This is a genomic window from Peribacillus sp. N1, assembly GCF_054600815.1.
Window position 1 is genome coordinate 88,186 of the sequence record NZ_BAAHZO010000003.1, and the last position, 26,714, is coordinate 114,899.

At 42.6% G+C, this 26,714-nt stretch carries 28 protein-coding genes; 14 read left to right on the forward strand and 14 right to left on the reverse strand.

Going from position 1 to position 26,714, the window contains the following annotated elements:
• The first annotated feature begins 117 nt into the window (after positions 1-117).
• Positions 118-1,404 (forward strand): glycosyl hydrolase family 18 protein, encoded by a 1,287-nt coding sequence (locus tag ACYP5M_RS13305; protein WP_101223597.1) that lies wholly within the window; start codon positions 118-120, stop codon positions 1,402-1,404.
• Positions 1,373-2,641: a potassium channel family protein gene (locus ACYP5M_RS13310; protein ID WP_459735156.1), complete on the forward strand. Its 1,269-nt coding sequence runs from the start codon at positions 1,373-1,375 to the stop codon at positions 2,639-2,641. The genes ACYP5M_RS13305 and ACYP5M_RS13310 overlap by 32 nt, the downstream gene beginning before the upstream one ends.
• Here the strand turns inward: ACYP5M_RS13310 and ACYP5M_RS13315 are convergent.
• From ACYP5M_RS13315 to ACYP5M_RS13325, 3 genes are all read right to left on the reverse strand, one after another.
• A complete protein-coding gene (locus ACYP5M_RS13315) occupies positions 2,638-3,042 on the reverse strand; it encodes a YugN-like family protein (protein ID WP_133351323.1) in 405 nt (134 codons plus the stop codon). The two genes, ACYP5M_RS13310 and ACYP5M_RS13315, sit on opposite strands and share 4 nt — an antisense overlap.
• 217 nt (positions 3,043-3,259) lie before the next feature.
• On the reverse strand, positions 3,260-4,606 hold the full coding sequence (locus ACYP5M_RS13320; RefSeq protein WP_459735157.1) for a glucose-6-phosphate isomerase: 1,347 nt from the start codon (positions 4,604-4,606) through the stop codon (positions 3,260-3,262).
• Positions 4,607-4,753: 147 nt separating this feature from the next.
• Positions 4,754-5,917 (reverse strand): iron-containing alcohol dehydrogenase, encoded by a 1,164-nt coding sequence (locus ACYP5M_RS13325; RefSeq protein ID WP_434168031.1) that lies wholly within the window; start codon positions 5,915-5,917, stop codon positions 4,754-4,756.
• A gap of 203 nt (positions 5,918-6,120) precedes the next feature.
• Here ACYP5M_RS13325 and ACYP5M_RS13330 point away from each other — a divergent pair, with 203 nt between their 5' ends.
• The gene (locus ACYP5M_RS13330) at positions 6,121-6,354 is read left to right on the forward strand and encodes a DUF378 domain-containing protein (protein WP_063234087.1); all 234 of its coding nucleotides are present in this window, start codon (positions 6,121-6,123) and stop codon (positions 6,352-6,354) included.
• 156 nt (positions 6,355-6,510) lie between these two features.
• Here the strand turns inward: ACYP5M_RS13330 and yugI are convergent, their stop codons facing one another.
• The gene (gene yugI / locus ACYP5M_RS13335) at positions 6,511-6,915 is read right to left on the reverse strand and encodes a S1 domain-containing post-transcriptional regulator GSP13 (RefSeq protein ID WP_063234086.1); all 405 of its coding nucleotides are present in this window, start codon (positions 6,913-6,915) and stop codon (positions 6,511-6,513) included.
• Positions 6,916-7,265: 350 nt separating this feature from the next.
• On the opposite strand from yugI, the gene ACYP5M_RS13340 reads away from it, so the two are divergent.
• Positions 7,266-8,609, forward strand: coding sequence for a sodium-dependent transporter (locus ACYP5M_RS13340; protein WP_260358696.1), 1,344 nt, complete (start codon positions 7,266-7,268; stop codon positions 8,607-8,609).
• A 140-nt stretch (positions 8,610-8,749) separates the two neighbouring features.
• Positions 8,750-9,103 carry a helix-turn-helix domain-containing protein gene (locus ACYP5M_RS13345; protein WP_260358697.1) on the forward strand — a complete coding sequence of 118 codons (354 nt, stop codon included), beginning with the start codon at positions 8,750-8,752 and terminating at the stop codon, positions 9,101-9,103.
• A 158-nt stretch (positions 9,104-9,261) separates the two neighbouring features.
• On the opposite strand, the gene ACYP5M_RS13350 is transcribed toward ACYP5M_RS13345, so the two are convergent.
• Complete coding sequence (locus ACYP5M_RS13350) at positions 9,262-10,431, reverse strand: aminotransferase (RefSeq protein ID WP_434168032.1); 1,170 nt, start codon at positions 10,429-10,431, stop codon at positions 9,262-9,264.
• Positions 10,428-10,928: an Lrp/AsnC family transcriptional regulator gene (locus ACYP5M_RS13355; protein ID WP_101223605.1), complete on the reverse strand. Its 501-nt coding sequence runs from the start codon at positions 10,926-10,928 to the stop codon at positions 10,428-10,430. The genes ACYP5M_RS13350 and ACYP5M_RS13355 overlap by 4 nt, the downstream gene beginning before the upstream one ends.
• 305 nt (positions 10,929-11,233) lie before the next feature.
• On the opposite strand from ACYP5M_RS13355, the gene ACYP5M_RS13360 reads away from it, so the two are divergent.
• Entirely contained in the window at positions 11,234-12,076 is an 843-nt protein-coding gene (locus ACYP5M_RS13360) for an alpha/beta fold hydrolase (protein WP_434168033.1), read from the forward strand.
• A gap of 92 nt (positions 12,077-12,168) precedes the next feature.
• Here ACYP5M_RS13360 and ACYP5M_RS13365 read toward each other — a convergent pair whose 3' ends face one another.
• Positions 12,169-12,429, reverse strand: coding sequence for a DUF1871 family protein (locus tag ACYP5M_RS13365; protein WP_101223607.1), 261 nt, complete (start codon positions 12,427-12,429; stop codon positions 12,169-12,171).
• A gap of 92 nt (positions 12,430-12,521) precedes the next feature.
• Between ACYP5M_RS13365 and ACYP5M_RS13370 the strand changes: the two genes are divergently transcribed.
• Positions 12,522-13,706 carry a MalY/PatB family protein gene (locus tag ACYP5M_RS13370; protein WP_452444715.1) on the forward strand — a complete coding sequence of 395 codons (1,185 nt, stop codon included), beginning with the start codon at positions 12,522-12,524 and terminating at the stop codon, positions 13,704-13,706.
• Positions 13,707-13,746: 40 nt separating this feature from the next.
• Here ACYP5M_RS13370 and ACYP5M_RS13375 read toward each other — a convergent pair whose 3' ends face one another.
• Complete coding sequence (locus ACYP5M_RS13375) at positions 13,747-14,502, reverse strand: TraR/DksA C4-type zinc finger protein (RefSeq protein ID WP_434168035.1); 756 nt, start codon at positions 14,500-14,502, stop codon at positions 13,747-13,749.
• Between the two features lie 142 nt (positions 14,503-14,644).
• Between ACYP5M_RS13375 and ACYP5M_RS13380 the strand changes: the two genes are divergently transcribed.
• On the forward strand, positions 14,645-15,502 hold the full coding sequence (locus tag ACYP5M_RS13380) for a manganese catalase family protein (protein ID WP_230176213.1): 858 nt from the start codon (positions 14,645-14,647) through the stop codon (positions 15,500-15,502).
• Positions 15,503-15,542: 40 nt separating this feature from the next.
• On the opposite strand, the gene ACYP5M_RS13385 is transcribed toward ACYP5M_RS13380, so the two are convergent.
• The 4 genes from ACYP5M_RS13385 to ACYP5M_RS13400 all read right to left on the reverse strand — a co-directional run bounded on the left by ACYP5M_RS13385 (position 15,543) and on the right by ACYP5M_RS13400 (position 17,795).
• On the reverse strand, positions 15,543-16,157 hold the full coding sequence (locus ACYP5M_RS13385) for a PH domain-containing protein (protein ID WP_048687662.1): 615 nt from the start codon (positions 16,155-16,157) through the stop codon (positions 15,543-15,545).
• Between the two features lie 40 nt (positions 16,158-16,197).
• Positions 16,198-16,674: a GNAT family N-acetyltransferase gene (locus tag ACYP5M_RS13390; protein ID WP_101223611.1), complete on the reverse strand. Its 477-nt coding sequence runs from the start codon at positions 16,672-16,674 to the stop codon at positions 16,198-16,200.
• Positions 16,675-16,844: 170 nt separating this feature from the next.
• Positions 16,845-17,069: a hypothetical protein gene (locus ACYP5M_RS13395; protein WP_101223612.1), complete on the reverse strand. Its 225-nt coding sequence runs from the start codon at positions 17,067-17,069 to the stop codon at positions 16,845-16,847.
• Positions 17,070-17,204: 135 nt separating this feature from the next.
• Positions 17,205-17,795, reverse strand: coding sequence for a peptidylprolyl isomerase (locus tag ACYP5M_RS13400; protein ID WP_098371439.1), 591 nt, complete (start codon positions 17,793-17,795; stop codon positions 17,205-17,207).
• A 178-nt stretch (positions 17,796-17,973) separates the two neighbouring features.
• On the opposite strand from ACYP5M_RS13400, the gene ACYP5M_RS13405 reads away from it, so the two are divergent.
• Positions 17,974-18,360 carry a kinase-associated lipoprotein KapB gene (locus tag ACYP5M_RS13405; RefSeq protein ID WP_101223613.1) on the forward strand — a complete coding sequence of 129 codons (387 nt, stop codon included), beginning with the start codon at positions 17,974-17,976 and terminating at the stop codon, positions 18,358-18,360.
• A gap of 40 nt (positions 18,361-18,400) precedes the next feature.
• On the opposite strand, the gene kapD is transcribed toward ACYP5M_RS13405, so the two are convergent.
• Positions 18,401-19,024: a 3'-5' exonuclease KapD gene (gene kapD / locus ACYP5M_RS13410; protein WP_260358701.1), complete on the reverse strand. Its 624-nt coding sequence runs from the start codon at positions 19,022-19,024 to the stop codon at positions 18,401-18,403.
• A 261-nt stretch (positions 19,025-19,285) separates the two neighbouring features.
• Between kapD and ACYP5M_RS13415 the strand changes: the two genes are divergently transcribed.
• Positions 19,286-21,145, forward strand: a complete 1,860-nt coding sequence (locus ACYP5M_RS13415; RefSeq protein WP_452444648.1) for a transglycosylase domain-containing protein — start codon at positions 19,286-19,288, stop codon at positions 21,143-21,145.
• A gap of 38 nt (positions 21,146-21,183) precedes the next feature.
• Here ACYP5M_RS13415 and ACYP5M_RS13420 read toward each other — a convergent pair whose 3' ends face one another.
• Positions 21,184-21,741 carry a DUF5366 family protein gene (locus ACYP5M_RS13420; RefSeq protein ID WP_434168037.1) on the reverse strand — a complete coding sequence of 186 codons (558 nt, stop codon included), beginning with the start codon at positions 21,739-21,741 and terminating at the stop codon, positions 21,184-21,186.
• Positions 21,742-22,073: 332 nt separating this feature from the next.
• Between ACYP5M_RS13420 and ACYP5M_RS13425 the strand changes: the two genes are divergently transcribed.
• The 4 genes from ACYP5M_RS13425 to ACYP5M_RS13440 are packed head-to-tail and all read left to right on the forward strand — an operon-like array spanning position 22,074 to position 26,713.
• Positions 22,074-24,479 carry a Na+/H+ antiporter subunit A gene (locus ACYP5M_RS13425; protein WP_452444649.1) on the forward strand — a complete coding sequence of 802 codons (2,406 nt, stop codon included), beginning with the start codon at positions 22,074-22,076 and terminating at the stop codon, positions 24,477-24,479.
• Complete coding sequence (locus ACYP5M_RS13430) at positions 24,476-24,898, forward strand: Na(+)/H(+) antiporter subunit B (protein ID WP_098371445.1); 423 nt, start codon at positions 24,476-24,478, stop codon at positions 24,896-24,898. The genes ACYP5M_RS13425 and ACYP5M_RS13430 overlap by 4 nt, the downstream gene beginning before the upstream one ends.
• Positions 24,898-25,239: a Na(+)/H(+) antiporter subunit C gene (locus ACYP5M_RS13435; protein ID WP_076368129.1), complete on the forward strand. Its 342-nt coding sequence runs from the start codon at positions 24,898-24,900 to the stop codon at positions 25,237-25,239. Before ACYP5M_RS13430 ends, ACYP5M_RS13435 begins: the two co-directional genes overlap by 1 nt.
• Positions 25,232-26,713: a Na+/H+ antiporter subunit D gene (locus tag ACYP5M_RS13440; RefSeq protein WP_402943792.1), complete on the forward strand. Its 1,482-nt coding sequence runs from the start codon at positions 25,232-25,234 to the stop codon at positions 26,711-26,713. Before ACYP5M_RS13435 ends, ACYP5M_RS13440 begins: the two co-directional genes overlap by 8 nt.
• The last annotated feature ends 1 nt before the right edge of the window (position 26,714 follow it).

The following is a 26,714-nucleotide window of genomic DNA, read 5'->3' on the forward strand; positions in this document are numbered from 1 at the left end:
TTATTGCCAATTTATTGTATTTTTTCATCTGTGTTTCTCACAATCCTTAGCTCTTTATCATGAATTCCATTTTATGCTCATAAACTGTTAGGAAACTTTCAGTAGGAGGGAAAAGAATTGCAAATACATGTGGTTAGGCCAGGCCAGACGTTATATGGCATCGCCCAGACATACAGCGTAACCGTTGACAGGCTCGTTGAATCAAATAAGATCCCTAACCCAAATAATCTTGTTTCGGGGCAGGCCCTTGTCATTCCAATCGTCGGCAGTTATTATTTCGTTCAACCGGGTGATAGTCTTTATTCCATTTCCCAAAGGGTTGATGTCCCTGTTCAAGAATTGGCAAATATAAATGGCATTTCCGAAAATCAAATCCTATCCGTTGGATACCGGCTCTATATTCCGGCTCGGAGGAAAAGGACCGCCGAATTCAACGGCTATGTCGAGCCGAGGGGTACGACGGTTGCACCGGCCCTTGAAACGGCCGCCAGGGAAGCCGCACCCTATTTAACCTACTTAGCCCCTTTTAGCTTCCAGGCGCTACGAGACGGCTCCTTAAAAGAGCCATTGCTCAATGAATTCCCTGCCATCGCCAGAGAAAATAAAAATGTCCTGATGATGGTGATCACGAATCAGGAGAATGACCAATTCAGCGATGAGCTCGGGCGAATCATCTTAACGAATACTTCCGTTCAGAATAAGTTCCTGAACAATATCGTTACAACGGCAAAGAAATATGGTTTCCGCGATATCCACTTTGACTTTGAGTATTTACGCCCAGCCGACAGAGAAGCCTATAATCAATTTCTCCGAAAAGCCAGGGATCGCTTCAAGAAGGAAGGATGGTTCATTTCCACGGCACTGGCCCCTAAAACAAGTGCTGAGCAAAAAGGCCGTTGGTATGAGGCCCATGACTATAAAGCACATGGTGAAATCGTCGACTTTGTCATCATTATGACATATGAATGGGGATATAGCGGCGGACCCCCAATGGCAGTGTCACCAATTGGACCTGTTCGGGATGTTCTCGAATATGCCGTCACCGATATTCCTTCCAACAAGATCATGATGGGGCAAAATCTATATGGCTATGATTGGACCCTGCCTTTTGTACAGGGATCCACTGCCAGGGCCGTGAGTCCGCAGCAGGCCATCCAGATTGCGGCGGACAATGATGTTTCCATCGAGTATGATGAAACCGCACAGGCCCCGCACTTCAATTATACCGATATTGAGGATAGGAAGCATGAGGTGTGGTTTGAAGATGCCAGATCGATTCAGGCAAAATTCGATTTACTCAAAGAATTGAACTTAAGGGGAATGAGTTATTGGAAGCTCGGCTTAGCCTTCCCCCAAAACTGGCTGCTCATCAGTGATAACTTCAACGTACGGAGAAGGGTATAACAAAAGATATAGGAATACCGAAGCTCAAACGGGCATATTATCAATCATCGAGCATGAAGTCCATTCAGGATACGTGACTCAGCACCAAAAGCCTTCCGACATCTTCCGGAGGGCTTTTATCATTTATCGTAATTCGATAGGCAAGATGCCGATATTCATCTTTCAAAGTTTGTCTGTCCGGACCCTTATGAGCCAAGCCTTTTTTGACCATACTATAAGGAACAGCTCAAAGGGTGTGAAAAAAATGATTCGAATCGGTCCATACATCAGCACCGTTCCCAGATTTCCGCGTTTCATCAGATTGCTTTCTATCATCGCATTATTTTTACTTTCATTCGGGGTCTTGATCCACATTGTGGAGCCAAAGAGATTCCCCACCTTACTTGATGGCATCTGGTGGGCAATCGTGACGATGTCAACGGTCGGCTATGGAGATTTCACTCCCGTGACCAATCTTGGCAAAATCATTGGGATGGTCCTCATTTTGTCAGGGGCCGGCCTGATTACTTCTTATTTTGCGTACATCGCTAAAATTTCCATATCCAATGAACAGCAATTTCTAACAGGAAAGAAAGTATTCGGCGGCGGCGGACATATTATCATTGTGGGCTGGAATGGCCGTTCCAAGAGAATCATCCAAAACATTCATGATCGTAAGCACCATCAATCCATTGTCCTTATCGATGATACACTGCAAAAGCACCCGCTTCCAAGAACCAATATCCACTTTATCCAAGGAAAAGCAACATTGGATTCCGTTTTGCAGAAAGCCAATATTACACAAGCCATACGCGTCCTTATTACGGCTGACCTTAAGCAAGACGAGCTGCAAACGGATATGTTCTCGATTTTAACGTTACTGGCCGTCAAAGGGCTGAATCCGCATGTGTATTGTCTTGTGGAAATATTGACGCATGAACAAAAGGAAAATGCTTTACGGGCTGGAGCGGACGGTATAGTCGAAACGAATAAATTCGCGAGTGAATATATGCAGGATTGCTTATCGAAGGGGATCATAACGGAAGCCAGAGAACAAAATGAGCGGGATGGATTGAGCCTCAAACAGCTGCCCATCCAGGATGAATGGGTGGAATTGACGTTCAAACAGCTGAACGTTAAGCTATTCGATCAAGACATTTTATTGGTCGGCATCATTTCAGGAGGCAAGACCTTAATCAAGCCCCCCGGAGATGTAATCATACAACGTGATGACACCCTGCTCATCATTGATGATTAATGTAATAAAAGCTTTTCTAAATCCCGGACAAGCGTCTTTCCTAATGAGATATAGTTTTCCGGAAATTCGGCATCCGGATTTTCAGGCTCGGCAAACTGATTGAAGGAAGCGGAGAGGTTTCCAATATTTCCTTCATCATCAATCCCGTCCTCGTACTTATGAGATAACAAAAACGGCTGTAAGAGTTCGACCATTACCCCGTCCTGATCGAGTGAACCATCAACAGCCTTGAAAGGGACCCGTAAGAATTGGTAGCCATCACTGTCATCAATCTTATAATCAAAAGACCCGTGGTCATAATCCCATCCTCCGCCTATCACATATCCTTCCGGTTTTAACTTTGTCTCCAGATCGAACAAACCGAATGTTTTCCCTTCCAATTGAGAAGAAATTTTAATCATTGTATAAAACCTCTTTCGCTAATTTTCTATTAGCTTAACCAAAGTGCCATAAAAAAAACCTGGCCTTATTGTTCCTTCAATTGGAAAAAGGAATGGGCGTTCCAAGCTATCCTTACGCTTTTGTGAAGTTTCCTTCTCTTCACCTGACACTGCTTTTGCTTTTCAAACAGAAAAAAAGGCATCATCTGGATGCAATTCCAGCTTGATGCCTTTTTTATTATAAGCGCTGTTCGAGCTCAGCTTTTTTCTTTTCATATCCAGGCTTGCCTAAAAGAGCAAACATGTTCACCTTATAGGCTTCCACTCCAGGCTGATCAAATGGATTTACACCCAATAAGTATCCGCTCATCGCACAAGCTTTCTCGAAGAAATATACAAGGTAGCCAAAAGTATAAGCATCGAGTTGCGGAACCGTTACGATCAGGTTTGGAACGCCACCGTCCGTATGGGCTAACAGCGTACCCTCAAATGCTTTATTATTCACGAATTGCACCGATTCACCTGTAAGGTAATTCAGGCCATCCAAATCATTTTCCGCTTCTTCAATCAAGATTTCATGACGGGCCTTGTCCACTTTGATGACTGTTTCAAAAAGGTCACGCCGTCCTTCCTGAACATACTGCCCTAATGAATGCAGGTCAGTCGAAAAGTTGGCCGATGAAGGGAATATCCCTTTTTGATCCTTTCCTTCACTTTCTCCAAATAATTGTTTCCACCACTCAGAGAAGTATTGAAGTCCAGGCTCATAGTTTATCAGCATTTCAATCGTTTTCCCTTTATTGTAAAGGATATTCCGAACCGCCGCATATTGGTATGCCTGATTCTCACCTAGCTCGGAAGAACTGAAGTCCGTCCTAGCACGCTCGGCTCCCTCCATGATTTGATCGAGATCCGCCCCGCTGACCGCAATCGGAAGCAGACCTACAGCCGTTAAGACCGAGTAACGTCCGCCAACATCATCAGGAATGACGAAAGTTTGGAAACCTTCCTCCGTTGCTACCGTTTTTAATGCGCCCTTTTCTTTATCAGTGGTCGCATAAATGCGGCTCTTAGCTTCTTCAACACCGTATTTTTGCTCCAGCAGTTTCCGGAAAATCCTGAATGCCAGTGCAGGCTCCGTGGTCGTACCGGATTTAGAGATGACATTGATCGAGAAATCCCTATTTTCCAATAGGTCCATTACGTCCTGCATATATGTAGAGCTTATATTATTACCCACAAATAAAATTTGCGGTGCATTTCTTTTATCCGACGGTAAAATGTTATAAAAACTATGTTGAAGCATTTCAACTGCCGCTCGTGCTCCCAGGTATGATCCGCCGATACCGATAACCAGCAACACATCTGAATCTTCTTTTATTTTCGCTGCCGCTTCCTTGATCCTTGAAAACTCTTCTTTATCATAATTGGCGGGTAAATCAAGCCAGCCAAGATATTCATTGCCTGCCCCTGTCTGCTCATGCAGGGAATGGTGTGCCACTTTTACAGCATCCTGTAAATAGGTAATCTCATGCTCCCCGAAAAACGGCAGGGCTTTTGAATAATCGAAACGAATATGGGCCATTCAAATTCCTCCTTGGATTCTTTAGTTTCCCTTTCACTTTATCTGATGTAATTCTCATAATCAAGAAATCGATCAAGTAAATAACGAATTATGACTATAAAGTAATCTCCCACCTGGCAAGGCGGGAGAAAGGATCATATCACTTTTTTATAATGAAGCCCGTAAAATGGCAAGGACATCTTCACGGTTCAGGACTTTGAATCGTCCAAACTCCCCTCTGTTCATCGCTTTATCAGCCATGACTTCCAATTGTGAGTCATCGATGCCATAGTCCGAAAGATTGGTCGGCGCCCCTAAGCTGCTCCAAAATGTCCTAAGTCTTCCAATGCCTTCAAGGGCCGCCTCCTCATCCGTTTTACCTTCCGGATCTACATGGAAAACACGGACTGCAACTTGTTTAAAGCGTGCGACATTTTCATGGAGCACATGCTTCATCCAATTAGGGAATAAGATGGCCAATCCTCCTGCATGCGGGATGTCATAAACAGCTGAAACGGCATGTTCAATGTTATGCGTTGCCCAATCACCGCTGTAACCAACCCCAAGCGACCCATTCAAGGCTAGATTTCCAGCATATAGGATAGTGGCCCGGTGCTCGTAATCTTCCAGGTTTTCCAATAACTTAGGGGCGGTTTCAATCACCGTCGATAACAGCGATTCACAAAAACGGTCTTGAAGCGGCGCATGCGTTTCCGGATGGAAGTACGTTTCGAATACATGTGACATCATATCGACCATTCCGTATACCGTTTGATCTTTCGGTACCGAAAAAGTGTTTTCAGGATCCAAAATGGAGAATTGCGGAAATACCAACGGACTTCCCCATCCATATTTCTCTTTCGTTTCCCAGTTTGTTATGACAGATCCGGAATTCGCTTCAGAGCCGGTTGCAGCTAAAGTCAGTACCGTTCCGAATGGAAGGGCCTCTTCGACTGGCGCCTTCTTGATGACAAGATCCCATGGATCTCCCTCATATTTAGCACCTGCAACGATGGCCTTTGTAGCGTCTATGACGCTTCCTCCTCCAACGGCAAGGACAAAGTCGATACCATATTCTTTACAAAGGTCAACACCTTTACGGACTGTTGAGATGCGTGGATTCGGTTCAACTCCGGAAAGTTCGTGCACCTCTGCATCGATTTCTTTCAAGACATTGACCACTTTTTCATATAAGCCATTTTTCTTTATGCTTCCCCCGCCGTATACAAGTAAGACTTTATCGCCATACGCAGGAATTTCAGCTTTAAGGCTTTCAAGCTGACCTTTCCCGAAGATTACTTTAGTAGGATTTTTATAAGTGAAATTCTCCAATGGATATCTCTCCTTTATGACACATTGACTCCGTTTTTGAATTGTCGACAGTGCCAAGTGCTAGTTTTTCTTTTATTCATTATGACCAATGTTCCATTTAAATACAAAATATCCGCCCGCAACTTTTGAGTAGATGTATATTTACATGATGGAAAAGCATGATAAGTAAAGAACTGATTTTTTCAAAAAAAGGAGGCTGTACAATGAGTGGAATACAAAGAACTGCACTTGTTCTTACAATAATTGGGGCAATCAACTGGGGTTTAATAGGTTTTTTCCAATTTGACTTAGTCGCTTCGATTTTCGGAGGGCAAGATGCTGGATTGGCCCGTATCGTTTATGGATTGGTTGGAATTGCCGGTCTCATTAATCTTGGTCTTCTCTTCAAACCAAGTCCTGAAATTTCCAGAGAGCCTGAAACCAAACCGACTCGTTGAGATCATGACAATGGACAATGTCTCTGTTCGATAAAATAAAGCCGGACCATGGATAAACACATGACCCGGCTTTATTTCATTCATATGCCCCGCTACCAGCCATGACAATGGACAAAAAAAACCGGCTGATCTAAGGATCGGCCGGTTCAAAAAAAATTATTTTTTGATTAAGTCTTCGCGTTGAGATTGTTCAATCCACTCTTGAAGTTTGTCTTTCAATGTGTTGAAACCTTCAGTAGATTCGATGTGAGATGTCGCTTTAACAGATGCTTGGCGTTTTTTCGGAGCTTTTTTCGGAGCTTCAGTACGCTCAGGAGCTTCTTCTGTAGCGCGGATCGATAAGCCGATTTTTCCAGCAGCTGAATCGATGGAAAGTACTTTAACTTTCACTTCATCGCCCACTTTTAAATGTTCGTTGATATCTTTAACGAAGCCGTGAGTAATTTCAGAAATATGAACTAAACCTTGAGTTGAATCGTCTAGAGCAACAAATGCACCGTATGGTTGAATACCAGTTACTTTACCAGCAACTACCGCACCAATTTCGAATTTTTCAGACATGGTAACACTCCTATTTTATATATATTTTTTCGTCTTTTCACGCAATAAAAAATTATATCACATAATTGGAAAATAATCAAAGTTAAGTATACCATACTTTTTAGGATTTTACTCATTAAAAATGTTTGTTTTTTGGAAATAATAAATATTATAAGATCTTTATTTATAACTTATCCTAATAATTTGCAAATAACCTCTATTTCCCTTAATTTATTCACTTATTTTTCTAAAGATTGTAATATTAAAACACTATTCAATTCCGCATAATCATAGTAAGATGAGAAAATGTTTTAAAAATTTAGTAATATGCAGCTAGATATTTTTTTTACATCTAAAGGAGATTTTCCATCATGTCAAAACAAGATCAATGGACTTCAAAACTCGGGTTCATCCTGGCAGCCGCGGGATCCGCTATTGGATTGGGTGCCATTTGGAAGCTCCCATATATGACTGGGCTAAATGGAGGAGGGGTCTTTTTCCTACTCTTCATTTTATTCACCCTGCTTATCGGTGCACCGATATTAATAGCGGAATTCACGATTGGCCGCAATGCACAGAAAGATGCCATTAGCGCATATAAACATATCGCCCCGGGGAAGCCTTGGGCATTGATCGGATATGGCGGTGTCGTCGCTTCCATCATTCTGCTTTCCTTCTTCAGTGTTGTTGGAGGCTGGATCATCTCTTATTTAGCGAGAAGCTTTACAGGTTCCCTCTCAAACTTGACTCAAGAAGAATATGGAAACTTCTTCAATAAGATAATCAGTAATCCTTATGAAACGGTCATCGCTCAGTTATTATTCATGGTCTTTACCATTTGGGTCGTGCAAGGCGGCGTTTCCAAGGGAATTGAAAAAGCGAATAAATATATGATGCCTTCCTTGTTCATCCTTTTCATCATTCTTCTTATCCGTTCCTTGACTCTGGATGGAGCGATGGAGGGTGTTAAATTCTTCTTGAAGCCGGACTTTTCCGCATTAACAGGGGAAACGATCCTATTGGCACTGGGCCAATCCTTCTTTGCACTAAGTGTCGGTGTTTCCGTGATGGTAACCTACGCGTCCTATTTAAGCAAAAAAGAAGATATTACAAAATCGGCCTTTTCGGTAGTTGGACTGAATATCTTCATTTCCTTGCTGGCTGGTTTAGTCATCTTCCCTGCTGTTTTTGCACTAGGCTTCAGCCCTTCGAGCGGGCCTGGACTGGTATTTGTCGTGTTGCCAGCCGTTTTCAATGAAATGGCTCTTGGTGGGATCTTCATGTTCATTTTCTTCATATTATTATTATTTGCCACCCTTACGACGGCATTCTCCATTCTCGAAATCGTCGTTGCCGCCATGATAAAGGGTGATGCTGCAAAGCGTAAGAAGGCTTCTTGGATAGCTGGTATCACAGTTTTCTTAATTGGGATTCCAAGCGCATTATCATTCGGGGTGCTTTCGGATGTGAAGATTTTCAATTTATCCATATTTGATTTCGCTGATTATCTGACAAGCAATATCGCGCTGCCAGTCGGCGCCTTGTTCATATCCCTTTTCATCGGCTATCAAATGAAAAGGATCGAGGTACAAAAGGAGTTCGAATCAGGCGCTGATTCCGGACGATCACTTTTTAAACTTTGGTACTTCCTGATTCGCTACATCGTGCCGATTATGATCATACTCGTATTCCTTAAGTCAACTAATCTCATTTAACATTCAACATGCCGTTTCGATATTTATCGATGCGGCATTTTTTTCACAAAACCTACATATTCCGTTACTTCCCCTAAGTAATAATATGGTAAAATAATTACATAATAAAAATATATTTCCTGAAAAAGGAGTGTCTGACCATGTCAAATATCGCGAAGAATATCCGGCAATACCGAGAAGATCACAACCTCACTCAACAGGAACTGGCTTTGAAATTGCGCATCGGCACGAAGAAAATCGAAAAGTATGAATCAGGTGAATCGGTTCCTGATACACAAACCATTTTACGGCTTTCCACCGTTCTTGACATTCCGGCTTCAGAATTCCTGAAAGATGCCCAAACCGGTAACCCAGCTGGTATCGACGAGGACATAAAAAAACTGATTGAAGAAATCGGAACCAAAAAAGCGGAGCTCATTCTAAGAACAGCTAAGGACTTTAGCGAAGAACAAATTCTGAAAGTTATGCATACTTTATATAATACACAAGCTTAATTCAAAAAATGGGTCGTAGTATGTGTATTTTTTTTCAGGGTACTGGATATACTATGATTAACACTTTCTATGTTAATCCATTAGATTAACTCTTTTTTCTAATTCCCCCTATGGAAAGGGATCCGGCTGCTAAAGGCCGGATCCCTATTTTTTTGCTTTTATTGACAATGATTCTTCATGAAACGTTCCATTCTTCGAAGCGCCTCTTGAAGCTGTTCCATCGAGGATGCATAAGAACAGCGGATATGGCCTTCACCGCTTTCCCCGAACACATCTCCCGGTACAACGGCAACAAGTTCTTCCGTCAGAAGTTTTTCAGCAAATTCCATCGAAGTCATCCCCGTCTTCTCGATTGATGGAAAAGCATAAAAAGCCCCGCCAGGATTATGGCAATCCAACCCCATATCGTTAAATGATTTCACGATATAATTTCGTCTTCTCCGATAACTGCGACGCATTTCTTCCACATCCTGCATACCGTTCCTTAACGCTTCCAATGCAGCATGCTGCGCAACGGTCGGCGCACACATCATCGCATATTGGTGAAGCTTAAGCATCGCTTCCGAAATTTCCTTAGGTGCACAAACGAACCCAAGACGCCATCCAGTCATCGCAAACCCTTTCGAAAACCCATTGATGACGATTGTCCGCTCAAGCATGCCGTCAATGGCAGCAAAAGAAGTGAATTCCTCATCATAAGCAAGTTCGGCATAGATTTCATCGGAAATCACCAGCAAGTCATGCTTTTTAACGATGTCAGCAAGCATCACTAATTCTTCCTGCCCAAGCTGGGTTCCCGTCGGGTTATTCGGTGAACAGATTAAAACGGCCTTCGTTTTAGGTGTGATAGCCGCTTCGAGTTGTTGGGGAGTCAACTTAAAGTCTTCTTCCTTGGATGTTTGGACTGTGACCGGTATTCCCCCTGCCATGGTCACAAGCGGTGCATAGGCGACGAAACAAGGTTCGACGACAACGACTTCTTCACCTGGATTCAAGATGGTCCTCAGGGCAATATCCAGGGCCTGGCTTGCTCCAACCGTGACAATGATTTGATCGTCCGGTCTATACGAAACATGGAACTGCTTCTCCATATACCGGCTGATTTCCGACCTTAATTCAAATAATCCGGCATTGGCCGTATATGAGGTATATCCTTCCTCCAAGGAGTTGATCGCCGCTTCCCTTACTGCCCAAGATGTAACGAAATCCGGTTCACCCACACCAAGCGAGACGACCCCTTCCAAATTGGCTGCCAAGTCGAAAAAGCGGCGGATGCCTGATGGTTTAAGCTCTGCAATCGTTTTTGAAACATAACTCGTTTTAATCATGGTGACACCACTATCCGCTTATCTTCTTCAGTTTGATCAAAAATGGTGCCATCATGCTTGTACTTTTTCATAATGAAGTGAGTCGTCGTAGAAATGACGGAATCCAGTGTCGAAAGTTTTTCCGAAACAAAGCTTGCCACTTCGTTCATCGAACGTCCTTCGACAATGACTGAAAGATCATAAGCCCCAGACATTAAATAAACGGACTCGACTTCTTTGAACTTGTAAATCCTTTTTGCAACATCATCGAAACCGACGCCGCGTTTTGGAGTGACTTTTACATCGATCATCGCTGTGACACCATGGTATTCATCCACTTTAGCCCAGTTAATGACTGTTAAGTAACGTACAATGACCCGCATATCTTCTAATTTCTTCAATGTTATTTCAATGTCCGATTCTGATTGATCGGTCATTTTAGCCAAATCCTTCAGATCAATCCGGCTGTTATTTTCAATGATTCTCAAGACTTCCAATTCCTCTTCATTCAAGTGCATTGGAAAACCCCCCTTTTGGAATTCACTAATTTAGCTGTGATGGTTTGGCTGGCAGATAGTCTCACGAATTACCTTATTAGACTTTTTAAAAAACCTATATGACAATATAATTTAATAAGTCCTATGCTGTCAGGATAAACTTACACTATTATATCAAAATTGGCTGGTGACCTGTTATAGTAATTGTATTTTTTCATCGTTATTATTACAATTACTGTTATGCAACAGTATTAAAGGACCTTTTTTGGAATATTCAGGTTAACATGGGTTTTTATCATTGACCAATAACGGAGGAGGAGCTTTTTTTGGAAAGTCATACAATCAAAGGTGTCGAACGGGTGGGTGATATCGAAATCTATTTTGAATATGACCGAATCGATGATTCTCTCCCCACCCTTGTCCTGCTTCACGGATTTTTGTCATCGAGCTTCAGTTTCCGTAAATTAGTCCCCTATTTAATCAAGGAATACAATGTGATCTCCATCGACCTCCCGCCATTCGGGCAAAGCGGAAAAGATTATCGATATATATATTCATTCCGAAACATCGCTAAATCCGTCGTTCTATTCTTGGAGGGAAAAGGCATCAGGAAATTCAGTATCATCGGCCATTCCATGGGCGGGCAGATTTCCCTGCAGCTCATCAAGTCATATCCTGATCTTGCAGACCATGCCATTCTACTTGCCGGTTCAGGCTATCAGCCCGGCTATTCGGAAAAAATGAAGATGGTCAGTTACCTGCCTTTCTTTTCATACGGGATAAAACGGTATCTGCAAAAGTCAGGTATCGAAAAGAACTTGAAAAATGTCGTCCATGACCCGGCGATGATTGACGATGAAATGCGGCAGGGATACCTAGGGCCATTCATTAAGAAGCATGATATTTTCCGGGCATTGGGGAGGATGCTTCGAGATAAGGAAATCGATTTGTTGAAGGAGGACCTTAGTGGTATTCATACGCCATGCCTGCTTATTTGGGGAAGGCATGACCGAGTGGTGCCTTTGAGTATTGGCGAAAGGCTCCATGAAGACCTTCCTAATTCCGAGCTTGTTGTCATTGAGGATTCCGGGCACCTTCTTCCAGAGGAGAAACCGGAAGAAGTGTATCAACTAATTAAGGGGTTTCTTGGGGTGGCCACCCCAACGTAAACTCACGAGTAAAACAGCAAAACTCTCGAGTAAAGAGCAAAAAAAACCGTAAAAAAGGTGCCCCTGATTTCTGGGTACACCCTTTGTCACCTTTAGATCGAACAGCTGGCATCATTCTTAATGATCAGCAGCTTTTGAGCAATTTCCAGGCACTTATCCATCTGAACGGATTCATCGAACGAGAACTCGTAAATGGATTTTATCTTTTCCGCCAGTTCCTTTGGATCATCTATATTCCGGATTGCTACGACCGTATCGGCAATTTCCGGCTCATATAGATCCCATCCTATCTTGAAAGGGTCCCATTCTTGCAAAACGGCAACCAATGCTAAATTCATTTGCTGTGTATCCATAAAATCATCACCTGCTCAATATTTTCAAAGAACATGATATCATAGTATCATAACAACAGGCTTTTCGCGAAGACGACAAATTTTATTCGGTGGTGGATATTTTGAACAAGTCAATATTTGAAGAACAAATCAACAGGGAAAATTCAGGGTCTGCAAAATGGGATAAAAACTTCCTCACATCCTTATATGGTCGCGAGGATGTTCTGCCAATGTGGGTTGCCGATTTGGACTTCCCATCTCCTGAGGGCATTCAAAAGGCATTGATGGAACGCTTGAATCATCCGATTTTCGGTTATACCGTCCCTTCTGAAACGGTCTTCACTGAAATTCAAAGCTGGCTTAGAGACCGGCACTCCTGGCAAATCGATAAAGATTGGATTTCATTCAGCTCCGGCGTAGTTTCCGCAATCGGTACAACGATCCAAGCATTCACGAACCCGGGCGATAAAATATTGTTACAATCTCCCGTTTATACACCATTTTTTGATATGATCAAAAATAATGACCGGGAAGTGGTCAATAGTCCCCTTATCATTGAAAATGACCGCTTTGAGATCGATTTCACTGATTTTGAGGACAAGCTGAAAAGCGGAGTGAAACTATTCCTTTTTTGCAGTCCGCATAACCCCGGCGGACGCGTTTGGACAAAGGATGAACTCTTACGGATCGGGGAGCTATGTGAAAAATATGATGTAGTCATCGTCAGTGATGAGATACATGCTGATTTATTCCATACAACATCAAAGCATTATCCGATCGGCTCGCTTTCAGAAAAATTAGCGGACATAACCGTTACATTGATGGCGCCAAGCAAAACATTCAATATTGCCGGCCTTCAGGCTTCATTCCTGATCACAAGTAATGAAAAATTGCAGAAGCTTTTGCAAAAGGCTCAAACGAAACTGGCCTTCCATGGTCTTAACATCTTTGCCTTAACAGCAATGGAAGCTGCGTATCGGGAGGGCTTGGAATGGCTTGAAGACATGATTGGCTACATTGAGGAGAATATAAAAGTGGCAGAGGAATTCATTGCAGCCGAAATTCCTTCACTGCATGTCATGCATCCGGATGCCTCTTACCTTTTATGGATTGACTGCCGTGACCTTGGATTGACCGACAAGGAAATCAAGGATCGACTTATCCATCAAGGGAAGCTCGCATTGGAGCCTGGTTCTAAATACGGACCTGGCGGAGAAGGTTTCGTCAGAATGAATCTCGGTTGTTCACGCAGCGTTCTGATGGATGGGCTAAACCGTTTGAAATTGGCTTTTTCTTAAATAAAAAAAGAACCAGGCTTAGAATCCTGGTTCTTCTTTTTCAATCTTTTTCTTCACCCACATAAGGATCATGCTCATATCGGGGCAAATCCCCAAATGAGGTTTGGATATTTTCTTCAAAAAGTTCTTCCTTCAATTCTTCATATTGCGAGTTCGGATAAACCGTTATCTCTTTACCGTATATATCCACACCAACGAAATTTTCATAATTTTCGACATAGCCGACATTTTCCTCGGACTCCACATACATATCTTCATAATCGTTTGGCGGATTTACAAAATCGGAAGGCGATTCAGATGTTCCATAACTGGCAACATCCTGCCAAGAATCCTCCGCGTCGTACGCAACCGATTCGTGACGGTCGTCAAAATCAAACCTTCCAAACGGCGGTCCCAAAACTTCCTCTTCGACCGGCCGATTGTCCGAAGTTTCCTGTGATGGGGTATGCTCGACACAATAAGTCGTAGTAGGGATGGCGTTCAAACGTTCAAGAGGTATTTCCTTTGAACAAACCTGGCATTTTCCATAATCACCTGTCTTGATGGCAGAAAGCGCCCTTTCAATATCCCTTATTTCATCCCGATCATGCTCGGAAAGGGCCAAATCCTTTTCCCGTTCATATAACTCGGTTCCTTCATCTCCGGGATGATTATCGTAACTCGATAACTCACCAGTCGAATCCTCCAGGCTTCTTCTTAAATCATAGTTGCCTGAATCATTTAATCGCTCTTCCAACTCTTGCTTCGTTTGCTGCAATTGCTGTTGAAATTCTTTAAGCTGCTGATTGGATAGCATGTGCAACATCCTTTCAAATCGTTCTTCCCTCTAGTATTTCTCTCTTCCCGCCATTCCATAAAGGTACTTTTTACCTTAGGAATAATTTAATTCAGATAACAGAAGCTAAATTAGAAATTTTAATTTCAAGGAGGACTTCCATTTGTATTTCTATAAGGAAGATTTAATCAATATGATCGTTCCCGATAAGCCTGATCCGAATGCAGCAAAAGTACTTCAGGAAACACTTGGAGGGCAATTCGGTGAAATGCGGACGATGATGCAGTATTCTTTCCAAAGCGCCAATTTCCGTGGCAAGGCTAAACAATATCGTGATTTACTCCGTGGTGTTTTCTTGGAAGAAATCAGCCACGTTGAACTTGTCCAATCAACCATCAACCAGCTGCTGAATGGTGCTGGCGGGGATATGCCTGGAGATGTCGCTACCGACGGCGCCCCATTGGATGAAGTCATCAAAGGCGGCGCAAACCCTCACCATTTCATCATCGGAGCAAAAGCTTCCCTACCTGTCGATGCTGGCGGCAATCCATGGAATGGATCATGGGTTTATGATCACGGTAATCTTGTGGCAAACCTTTTGAACAATGTCATGCTTGAATCTACTGGTGTCCTGCAAAAGTCCAGGATTTATGAAATGAGTTCCAATAAAACAATGCGCGAAACACTGGCATTTTTAATGGTTCGCGACAATGCCCACCAAAATGCATTTGCCAAGGCATTGGAAACACTTGGGGTCGACTGGGGGAAAATCTTCCCTGTACCTAATTATGATTTGAACAAATATCCTGAATGCCGCAAATATGTGGATTTAGGCTACCATAATGCCCAATTCAATTTCAGATTGGACCCAACTCAAATCGGCGATATTTTCAAAGGGGAAACACCGAGCCGAAATGGCGGAAACCTTGCTGTTACAGAGCCGCCAAAAGGATTCCCGGTACCTGAAATGCCGGATATGCCAAATGAACATAGCCCTGGCTTGAGTGATTTGAACAATTAAAAAAGAAGGCGGACACATCATACTGTGTTCGCCTTCTTTTTTAATTATTGATATATTTTTCAAAAACAAAGCCAAAATCTTTCACATGGTACTTTTTCCGGCTATCCATCAACCATTCGAAAGCTGCGGAATTAATTTCCTTGAAGCTTGCAGCCATTTGGCTTCCATCAGTGCGAACCTGGTTCAAAGTGGAAGAAGCAAGGTTTACGCTTTGTTGGGCATATTGAAGGGCAAACTCATTCTCATGGCAAATTTCCGATATTTTCACGAGTGATTTGAACAAGTCCTTTAATTCTTCTATGAATTTCTTATGAACATCAATGGAGAAAGTCTTTGCACCGATCGAAAATTTAATTTCCGCATCCAAATCCACGGTCCCTGCGGTTTCAAGCGTGGCATTTGATATAGTATACTGGCTGTAGCTATATCTTGTAAGTGTACGCTTTTTGCTTATCGCACTAGTGCCGTCCAAATGTATGAACGCTTGATTCGTGAAACAGTACTCATCCGTTTTTGATTTAATCAGGAAATAAATTTTTTCCCCATCTTCATGCATGATATAGTCATCTGCATCTACCTTGTCATAATCAGCAGGACTAATCACACTTCCAATATCACTAAGACCAAGGGCATCTGCCGCCATTTTCTTGAACATCCCTATTCCCCCTATCAATATCCAGGTGAATTACACCTTTTTATAAGTATTTCTCCAGTATTATCTCGTCTCGGATCGGAATTCCATCAAAACTGTAAAATGGAATCTCCGGCTTGATTTTCCGTGATTCTTCCACGGCATTTTTAACGACTTCCGATATGACATAACCACGCTTTTGAAAAAACTTCAATGCCTTTAAATTATCGTTCGTTGTAATCGCTTTAATAGTATGGCAATTTTTTTCCTTAGCGATATTTTCCATCACATAAAGCAATGATGAGCCAACACCTTGATTCTCATGCTCACTGTTCAAAGAGATGATCTGACATACATGGTCGGATAATTTGTAAGTTCCCAACCCCGTGATTTTTTCATTCTCGTCCATTACCCCAAAGCCCTCAAGTTCCGCATAATGAAACAAGCCTCTTGAAAAAACGACTTGGGTCGTCTCCCAGTGCTGAATGAAAAAATCCTTGACCGTATCTGCCGCAATCATTCTTTTAGCTACGATTTGCATAACCAATTACGCCCCCAAAATTTCTCTCTATGCTTATAGTATAAAATGCTTATGCTGATAAGGGAACATTTAATTCTTTACGCCCTTCTAACAAAACATAATACCATTCATATTCAGATAATCAATATTCAAAAACGGGGCACCCTAGTGATGCACGGCATCTTCCGGGTTCAAGAGATGGTATCATCCTTTAAACGCTGGTTCCTTTTGGTGACCTCATCTTCGAATTGCTTCGTTTTCATTTCTTCCTTCTTTGAATATCTTATAATTGCCCTCATCGTAAAAACGGCTGCCACTAAAAAAATGAAGCAAGTTATACCAGCTGAGATATATTCAGTCTTGTCTTCCGGAAAGTAAAGAAACAAACCTAGTAAAGCATGATTGAGAAAATCCATCCGATACATCCTTCCTGATAGGGAATTAAACTGCATTATCCCATTATATCAATTACCAGAACAATCCACTAGTGGGCTTAATCCACTAAACCCCGAAAAAAAAGAGAGGCACTGAGCCCCTCGCTTCTCTTTTATTTATAAAATGGTGATCCCTTTTATGACCACGTCCACTGCAGGCTTGTCTCCCGCAACTGTCTCTACGTTAGCAATCGTATCAACAACGTCCATGCCTTCGACCACTTGTCCAAAGACAGAGTGTTTATGATCCAGCCATGGTGTGCCGCCTTGCTCCATATAAGCACTGATGATTTCTTCCGGATAACCGGCTTGCTTCATTTGCTCACCCATCCTGCTGTCTACATGCTGGGCTTGTACGACGAAGAATTGGCTGCCGTTTGTTCCCGGGCCTGCATTTGCCATGGAAAGAGCTCCGCGCAAATTGAATAATTGCATGGAGAACTCGTCCTCAAATGGAGTTCCCCAGATACTTTCTCCACCCATTCCAGTGCCTGTCGGATCTCCGCCTTGTAGCATGAAATCCTTGATGACACGGTGAAAGATGATTCCTTCGTAATAACCGTTTTCAGCATGTGTCAAGAAATTCTCCACTGTCTTCGGAGCCAGTTCAGGGAATAGTTTAATTTTAATATCGCCCATCGTCGTTTGCATGATGACCGCTTTTTCATTTTCCAAAACTTCACTTGTTAATTGTGGAAAGTTTGTCATTGTTCATAACCTCTTTCTTTTTAAAATTAAATGGCATGAAACACCATTTTTCATCTTCATTTGTACACTTTACACGATTTTCATAAAAAAAGCATCTTTACGAAATTGAACAAATTCGCTGTGAAAAATCGTCGTTCTTATGTATCATGAAGGAAGTTAAAAGAAAGGTGGTAGGGAAATGTCAGAACAGGATTTTAAAATCGGCGATAAGGTTACCGCCATATATAAAACTGGAAAATACATCGGGGAAGTCACCGATATCAGACCTGCTGCATATCTTGTTAAAGTGTTGGCTGTCTTGAAGCATCCCATGCAGGGAGATCTTCATAACCCGAAGCAAACGGAAGTGTCCATGTTCCATCAGCGGCGTGCTCTAGCTTACCGGGAGCAAACCAATGTACCAAAGAATATGGTCAGGAACTTTAATGAGGAGATTCCTGAGTATAAGGAATCCTTAAGAGAAGCTGTTGAGAAAATGAAAGGCACTTTAAGCGAAGTCCAAACAGAATGGAATGATAAAAGCTTACAGTTGCTTGAAGATCTAGAGACGGATTATTTTAAATAAAGCATGATAAAAGCCAAATCAGTAGTATATGATTTGGCTTTTATAACGCTAAATGATTCAATACTTTTGATAAATCAATGCGATCGCCAATTGTCGTCGGTTCATGATTTTTCATATAACTTTTATCTTTCTCCACTAACTTAAAGATATTATATGTCGTAATCGCATCATCCAGCGCCCGGTGATGCTTGCCTGTCCCTTCTTTGCCATAGGCCTGTACAGCCTTCCAAAGCCCGGTTTGATTTTGATCCCCGAAAAAGCGTTTATACTCCAGGCACAGATCACTTTGTTTCCCTGAAAAAGGGAAATCCAATCCTGCTTTCTGACAGTTCTGGCGAAGTACCTTCATATCCATATTTCCCCAGGTAACAATCGTCGTCGGGTGCTTCTCATCTATTTTCTTCAATAAATTAACCAACTCTTCAAATGAAATCCCCTGGTCCACCTGATCCTGGGTAATGTTCAAGAACTTTTTGCATCTTCCCGTTAAGACTGGAAATTTCATTGGGTTAACAAAAGATGAGAATTGTTCCTGAATGGTCTCATTAATGACGGTGACTAAGCCCACCTCAATGATTTCCGGATAAAACCCTACTGGGTTGGCTTTTCCTTCCGGCATCGTAAATTCAAAATCAATGAATACATATTGCTGTTGTTCCTCCATTTTTATGACCCCCTTCATATTCGTGACATCAACATATAAACAAAAAATGGTTTTTTTTCTCATAGACTATTATAACAGAAGATTTAGAAAGTTTTTCGTAACACACCATCCGGATAGCTATTGCCGTCATACCTAATTTATCCAAAACTCTTTATTGTCTACCTTATTTGGATTATGATGGATGAATGAATCAAAAGTACCATTTTTTCATTCCTTCAATCCTAGGACATACTAAAAATATATTAGTTAGGAAGTTGAACTATGCGCACGTATCTTGGTTATATCACGATTTCCCTCTTGATTCCCGTCTTGATCCTTTTCATTTTCCTTTCCTATCAGGAGTGGTCCTTAGCGCAATCTCCCTATCATGTACTCGACGAGCGAATTCCCATTGAATCGATAGAACTGGCTCAGGATAGTTACATAAAGGCCGCAAATGGAAAGGTCATCAGTGAAATTTCCACTGGTGAGAAACGGACTTACCTTAAACTTGAAGACATCCCCCTATTCCTGGAAAATCTATTCATCGTTACAGAGGATCAGAAATTTTATGATCATGCAGGCGTTGACCTATCCGGCATAAGCAGGGCGCTTCTTATCAATTCGCAAAATAAAACAATCGAACAAGGCGGCAGTACCATTACCCAGCAACTGGCCAGGAATGTTTATCTTTCACATGATAGGACGTATAACCGAAAACTCAGTGAACTCATTTACGCCTATCAGATAGAGCGAAAAAAATCAAAACCGGAAATCATGGAGCTGTATTTGAATGCCATATATTTTAGTAATGGAGCTTATGGAATCGAAGCTGCTTCCCAATATTATTTCAGTAAAGCTACTGAAGAGTTATCCAAGGCGGAACTTGCCTTCCTGGCCGCAATCCCTAATAATCCGGAAAACTATAACCCTCTTAAACATTTCGATGCGACGAAAAAGCGCCAGGAAAGATTACTGAAACAAATGGTGGCCGAAGGTGATTTAGAACAGGCCGAGTACGAGAAGCTTATCAAAAGTACGATTAAATTAGACTTGTCCACCCCGGTCGACTTATATCCCGATTATGTGACATATGTTCATCAGGAATTGAAAAACCTGGTGGCATCCTCCGAGGGTCTTGATAAATCTCTGCAAAGCCCTGAAGTCGCCATCCGTAAGAAAGCGGAAGCTGAGCTGGATAAAAAGGTCAAAAAGCTTTTGAATTCCGGTGTAACCATCCATACCGCACTCGATACCAAGCTGCAATCACAGTCAAAGACTGCCTTACAATCAAAAATCGGTGTCAATGATATCGAGGGAGCTTTAGTGGTTATACAGCATCATACGCACGAGCTTGTCTCTTTGATTGGGGGAAAAGATTATAAAAAAAATTCTTTCAACCGTGCATACCAAAGCTATAGGCAGCCAGGATCAGCCATTAAGCCGCTTCTCGATTATGCTCCCTATTTGGAGGAAACGGATGCTGACATCAATCAGCTAGTTAGCGGTGCAAGCTATTGCAGCAATAGCTATTGTCCAAAGAATTATAGCGGTGACAGCTATGGGATGGTCACACTAAGAACTGCCTTCGCTCAGTCCTATAATACACCTGCCATTAGAATTTTTGAAAAGACGGGGGTGGAAACGAGTTTCAAGTACCTCGATGCTTTAGACTTTAAAAAGGTGAGCAAAAAAGACCACCATACGAGTTCGGCCATAGGCGGATTCGAATATGGCATGAGTCCCCTTGAACTGACAAATGCCTATACTTCCTTCAATGACGGAAACTATCAGCCGGCCCGCGCCATTATTAAAGTCACCGATCAAGAAGGTAAAGTCCTTTATAAATGGAAAGAGCGCCCCAAGGAGATTTGGAGCCAAAGCACCGTAGCCAAGATGCGGCAGCTGCTCCATGAAACGATCATTTCCGGGACAGCCCGCAAAGCCTACTTTCCTACAGAATATGTCGGCGGTAAAACCGGTACGACCAATGATGTGAAAGACATGTGGTTTGTCGGCCTGACAGCAAACTATACAACGGGGGTTTGGATTGGAAGGGACAAGCCATCCAATCTACAATCCATTTATTCACATACACCCCATGTATTGATTTGGAAAGATATCAGCCAGACTGCCGAGTGAAAAAAGAAGGTGCCGCAATGGCACCTTCTTTTTTATGGCTATATGGGAATGCTTGCAATGACGCTGTTATAAAGCTTCAATCCTGCATAAGTGACTATTGAAATCAGTGCCGTCCAAACGAAGATTGGAAAGAAAACCAATCCAACTAACCTCGACAAGTTCAGGCTCGGGCTTAACTTATTGACAAAATAAATTAAAGCAACGACATTCGTTGCGATAAAGATGGACCCAAGCCCGATGATGAACTGAACACTGAACAATGAACAGGCACCGCCAATCACATATATGACAGACCCCTTTCTTAAACTGTTCAGGGCTTTACCTTCAGAATCCTTGGAAAAGAATAATAAAGACAGCTCCAATATCGTATCTGAGATCAGCTTCAATGCGGCAAAAACCATAAAGAATAATAAGAGCAATACGATCAGCAGCGCCAGCTTAATGCCCGTTTCAGAAAAAAACTCCAGCATCCCTTGGTAGATTCCCAAATTCCCAAATAAAGAGAGCATTTGCATTTCCCCATAAATGGCAAAGGAGAGGCTGAATAGTAGAATTGAAATGATTGGTAAATAGCTAAGTAAATATGTGTTTTTCATGATTTCTCCATCCACGCGTCTTTTATCCTATATTATGCAAGATAATCCATCATTTCACAATGGATACTCTACTAATTCACCCTGGAAAAACTTTTTTCAATAAATTTTTCAGGTCGGTTTCCCCTCCTTTTCTACCTATATATAAAACATCATTCAAGTTGGCCTTCACCGTTTTTAATGCCATGCAAACCCACATAAATTGCGTTATACTTTTAAGCGAGACAAGCATTCGATAATAAAATACATATTCAACGAAGATTTCCTAACGTCTAGGATTGCGCGAAAAAAGCATAATAAGACGACTGACTTCGTTTTAAAAAAGGGGGGAGTTTATGTCTTTACTTCATTGGGCGGTATTATCACCGTTTCTATTAGCACTTATTGTACCGATATTGTACAAACTATTTCGACAAATACATACAGGATGGTTTGTTTTGATTTTACCGATTCTCCTTTTCACCTATTTTTCAAGGTTCATTTCCTTGACCAAACAAGGGGATATCATTATGGAAAGGGCAACATGGATTCCTTCTCTCGGAATTCATGTTGATTTCTATGTAGATGGACTAGGGCTTTTGTTCGCCTTGCTCATTACAGGTATAGGTTCACTCGTCGTTCTGTATTCAATTTTCTATTTATCGAAAGAGAAAGAAAAGCTGAACCAATTTTACGTCTTCCTTTTACTTTTCATGGGAGCAATGCTTGGTGTCGTCCTATCCGATAACCTAATTGTCCTTTATTCGTTTTGGGAATTCACGAGTTTATCATCTTTTCTATTGATAGGATATTGGAATGAAAGGGAGCGTTCACGTTATGGAGCGCAGAAATCCCTGCTGATCACTGTGCTTGGAGGCTTAAGCATGCTTGGTGGCATCATTCTCCTTTCCGTTATGGGGAACACATTCAGCATACGTGAATTGATTGCCCAAAGCGGGGAACTTATGGACCACTCGCTCTTCGTTCCTGCACTTTTGCTTGTGCTGCTTGGCGCGTTCACTAAATCCGCACAGTTTCCTTTCCATATCTGGCTTCCTGACGCTATGGAAGCCCCGACACCGGTCAGTGCTTACCTTCATTCCGCCACAATGGTCAAGGCCGGAATTTATTTGGTTGCCCGATTAAGCCCTGTTTTTGCAGAATCAGGATTATGGTTCTGGCTCGTTTCGATCGCCGGATTGATCACCCTGTTCTGGGGTTCATTCTCTGCTATCAAGCAGACTGATTTAAAGGGGATTCTCGCTTTTTCCACCATCAGTCAGCTCGGATTGATCATGTCGCTTTTGGGACTTGGTGCGGCGGCCCTTCACTATGAATCTTTAGGGGAAAATATATACTTGGCAGCTACTGTTGCAGCAGTATTCCACTTGATTAATCATGCGACCTTCAAAGGCAGCCTTTTCATGGTTGCAGGCATCATTGATCATGAAACCGGTACACGTGATATCAGAAAGCTAGGCGGATTGATGCAGTTGATGCCGATCACTTTCACCGTCGCTGTCATAGGTGCTTTTTCAATGGCTGGACTTCCGCCCTTCAATGGTTTTTTGAGCAAGGAAATGTTCTTGGCCAGCATGGTGAATGTATTGGAATTGAATATCTTCAATATGGAGACATGGGGGGTCCTGTTCCCTGTGGTGGCATGGGTAGCCAGTGTATTCACTTTTATTTATAGCATGATCGTCGTGCTCAAACCCTTTACAGGCAAACTTCAGTTACAACTATTGGACAAGAAGCCCCACGAGGCGCCGATCGGGATGCTGATATCCCCGATCATCCTTGCTTCGTTGGTCATCGTTTTCGGTATTTTTCCAAACTTGCTATCTTCATCAATCATTAAACCTGCGGTAGCCGGCATACAGCCAAGCTTGGCGGGACCGGACTTCCAAGTCCATATCGCCTTCTGGCATGGATTCCAACCTGAAGTATGGATGACCATCGGCATCATAGCATTTGGAATCCTTTTATACAAAACGCTTCCGAAGTGGCAAAAGATCACCCAGTGGATTCCTGAACGTATATCCCTGAATGCGTTGTATGATAACGGGGTTAGAGGGCTCGAACGCTCAGCTTCCATCGTCATGAAAGTGTTAATGACAGGTTCGATTCGGACTTATCTGCTTTCAATCTTCCTTTTCTTCATTCTTTCCTTGGGCTTTTCGCTCTATCGGAAGGATGCATTTAAATTGGATACAGGGAATTTTGCCCCGATCGGCATATATGAATTGATATTAGCTGCGATCATCGTGATTGGCTCGATCGCCATTCTGTTTGCAAAATCCCGTTTAACTTCCATTATCATCTTAGGAGCCGTCGGTTATACGATTTCCCTATTTTTCGTTTTGCTGCGGGCACCGGATTTAGCCTTGACTCAACTAGTCATCGAAACGATTTCGGTATCGCTGTTTTTGCTCTGTTTCTTCCACCTTCCGTTAATGGCAAGCAGAAAGGAAGAACGGATGACATTCAAGTTGAATAATGCCCTGATATCCATTGGTGTAGGAGTCATCGTGACATTGATTGCCTTATCGGCACATAGCAATAAACTATTTGATTCCATCTCCAGTTACTATCTTGAAAATGCTTATAAGGAAGCAGGCGGGAAAAACGTCGTAAATGTCATTCTCGTTGACTTCCGCGGACTTGATACGATGTTTGAAATCAGTGTCCTTTCCATCGCTGCGCTCGGGATATTCGCGATGATCAAATTGCGTTTGACAGGGGGGAAAGATAAATCATGAAGCAAAATGACCTGATTCTCCAAACGGTTACGAAAGTCGCCGCCTTTGTTATCTTGCTGTTTGCGGTGGCCATCTTTTTAGGCGGGCATTATTCGCCAGGTGGCGGGTTTGTCGGCGGTTTAATGACTTCAGCCGCCATAGTCCTGCTGTTGCTCGCTTTCGACATTAAAACCGTCACCGGCATCTTGCCGATTGACTATAAATTAATGATCGGGTCAGGCTTGTTCATATCAAGCCTGACCGTGGCCGGCGGGCTGGTGTTCGGGGTGCCCCTCATGACACATGTTTATCATTATGTTGATTTACCGCTTCTTGGGCATATCTCGCTTCATACCGCGGTACTTTTTGATCTTGGTGTTTATCTTGTGGTTGTTGGTGTAACGATGACCATTATTCAAACGATAGGGGAGAGTGAATAATGGAACTTTTAATGGCCATTGTCATTGGAATACTATTTATGTGTGCGACCTATTTAATGCTTTCCAAAAGCATATTAAGAATCATAATCGGTACAGGGCTTCTAAGTCACGGCGCCCACCTTTTGATTTTGACGATGGGCGGTTTGAAAGGCGGTTCCGTTCCATTGCTAAGTGATGAAGCTGCATCCTATGTCGACCCGCTTCCGCAAGCGCTTATCTTGACGGCGATCGTCATCAGTTTCGGAGTCACATCATTTCTGCTGGTACTTGCTTATCGGACCTACCAGGAACTCGGTACGGATGACATGGAAGAAATGAGAGGTACGGAAGCTAATGAATAATCTTACTTTCCTGCCTGTTTTATGGCCGCTTTTCACAGGCATCCTTCTCATTTTCTTTGCCAAAAAAATCAAGCTGCAAAGAGGGATATCCCTTACTTCCTCTCTTATCGGGATTGTGATTTCCCTATATCTAGTATTTACGGTCCATACTCAAGGGATCCTGACTTTAGGTGTCGGCAGCTGGGATGCGCCATTCGGGATCGTGATCGTCGCAGATATGCTTTCTTCGCTGCTCGTACTGACCACGAATGTCATTGGATTTGCAATACTGCTTTACTCGTTTTACTCCATAGGGGAAGAACGTGAAAGACATTATTATTATCCTGTATTTCAATTTTTACTGATTGGAGTGAACGGTGCCTTCCTAACGGGGGATCTTTTCAATCTATTCGTATTTTTCGAAGTCATGCTGATGGCTTCCTACGTGCTGCTGGTACTGGGAGGTACGAAAATCCAGCTGAGGGAATCATTGAAGTATATCATCGTCAATGTACTATCCTCTTCCTTTTTCGTCATTATGGTGGCGTATCTTTATTCAGTTCTAGGCACATTGAACATGGCTGACATCAGCCAGAGGATAGCGGAAGTCAACCAGCCTGGTATCATCTCGGTGATAGCGATTGGGTTTCTGATCGTATTCGGTTTGAAGGGAGCCATTTTCCCGCTCTTCCAATGGCTTCCAGGTTCCTATTATGCTCCGCCCATTCCAGTGATGGCCCTATTCGGGGCATTGCTGACAAAGGTCGGGATCTATTCCATCTTCAGGACCTATACACTCATGTTTTATCATGACCAGGATTTCACCCATACTTTCCTTGCGATACTTGCTATCTTGACCATCATCATCGGTGTCATTGGTGCGGTAGCCTATTGGGATGTAAAAAAAATCATCATTTACAATATCATCATCGCAGTCGGGGTTATCCTATTCGGCATCTCCGTCATGAATGAACAGGCTTTATCGGGATCCATTCTATATATCATTCATGACATGCTGATCAAGGCTGCACTCTTCCTGCTGGTTGGCATCATGATCAAAATCAGCGGATCGGATGATCTACGGAACATGGGCGGCCTGATCAAGCAATACCCGGCCGTCGCATGGACCTTCTTCATAGCTGCCATATCATTGGCGGGAATTCCGCCGTTCAGCGGTTTTGCCGGCAAGCTCCTGATTCTTCAGGGAGCAGCAGAAAATGGGGCCTACTTAGGAATGGCCGTTGTCTTGCTTTCGAGCTTGATGGTCCTATATTCCGTCATGAAAATATTCATGAATGGCTTTTGGGGAACTCCAAAAGCTGATTATGCCTTAACTAATAAAACGGTAAATAAAATGCTGGTTCCTGCCGTACTCCTTGTCATCATTTCCGTTTTATTCGGAGTAGGAACAGAATCAATATACCCATTCATAACGCAAGCTGTAGATTCATTAATGAATCCCGAAATCTATAACAAAGCGGTTTTAAAGGAGTAGT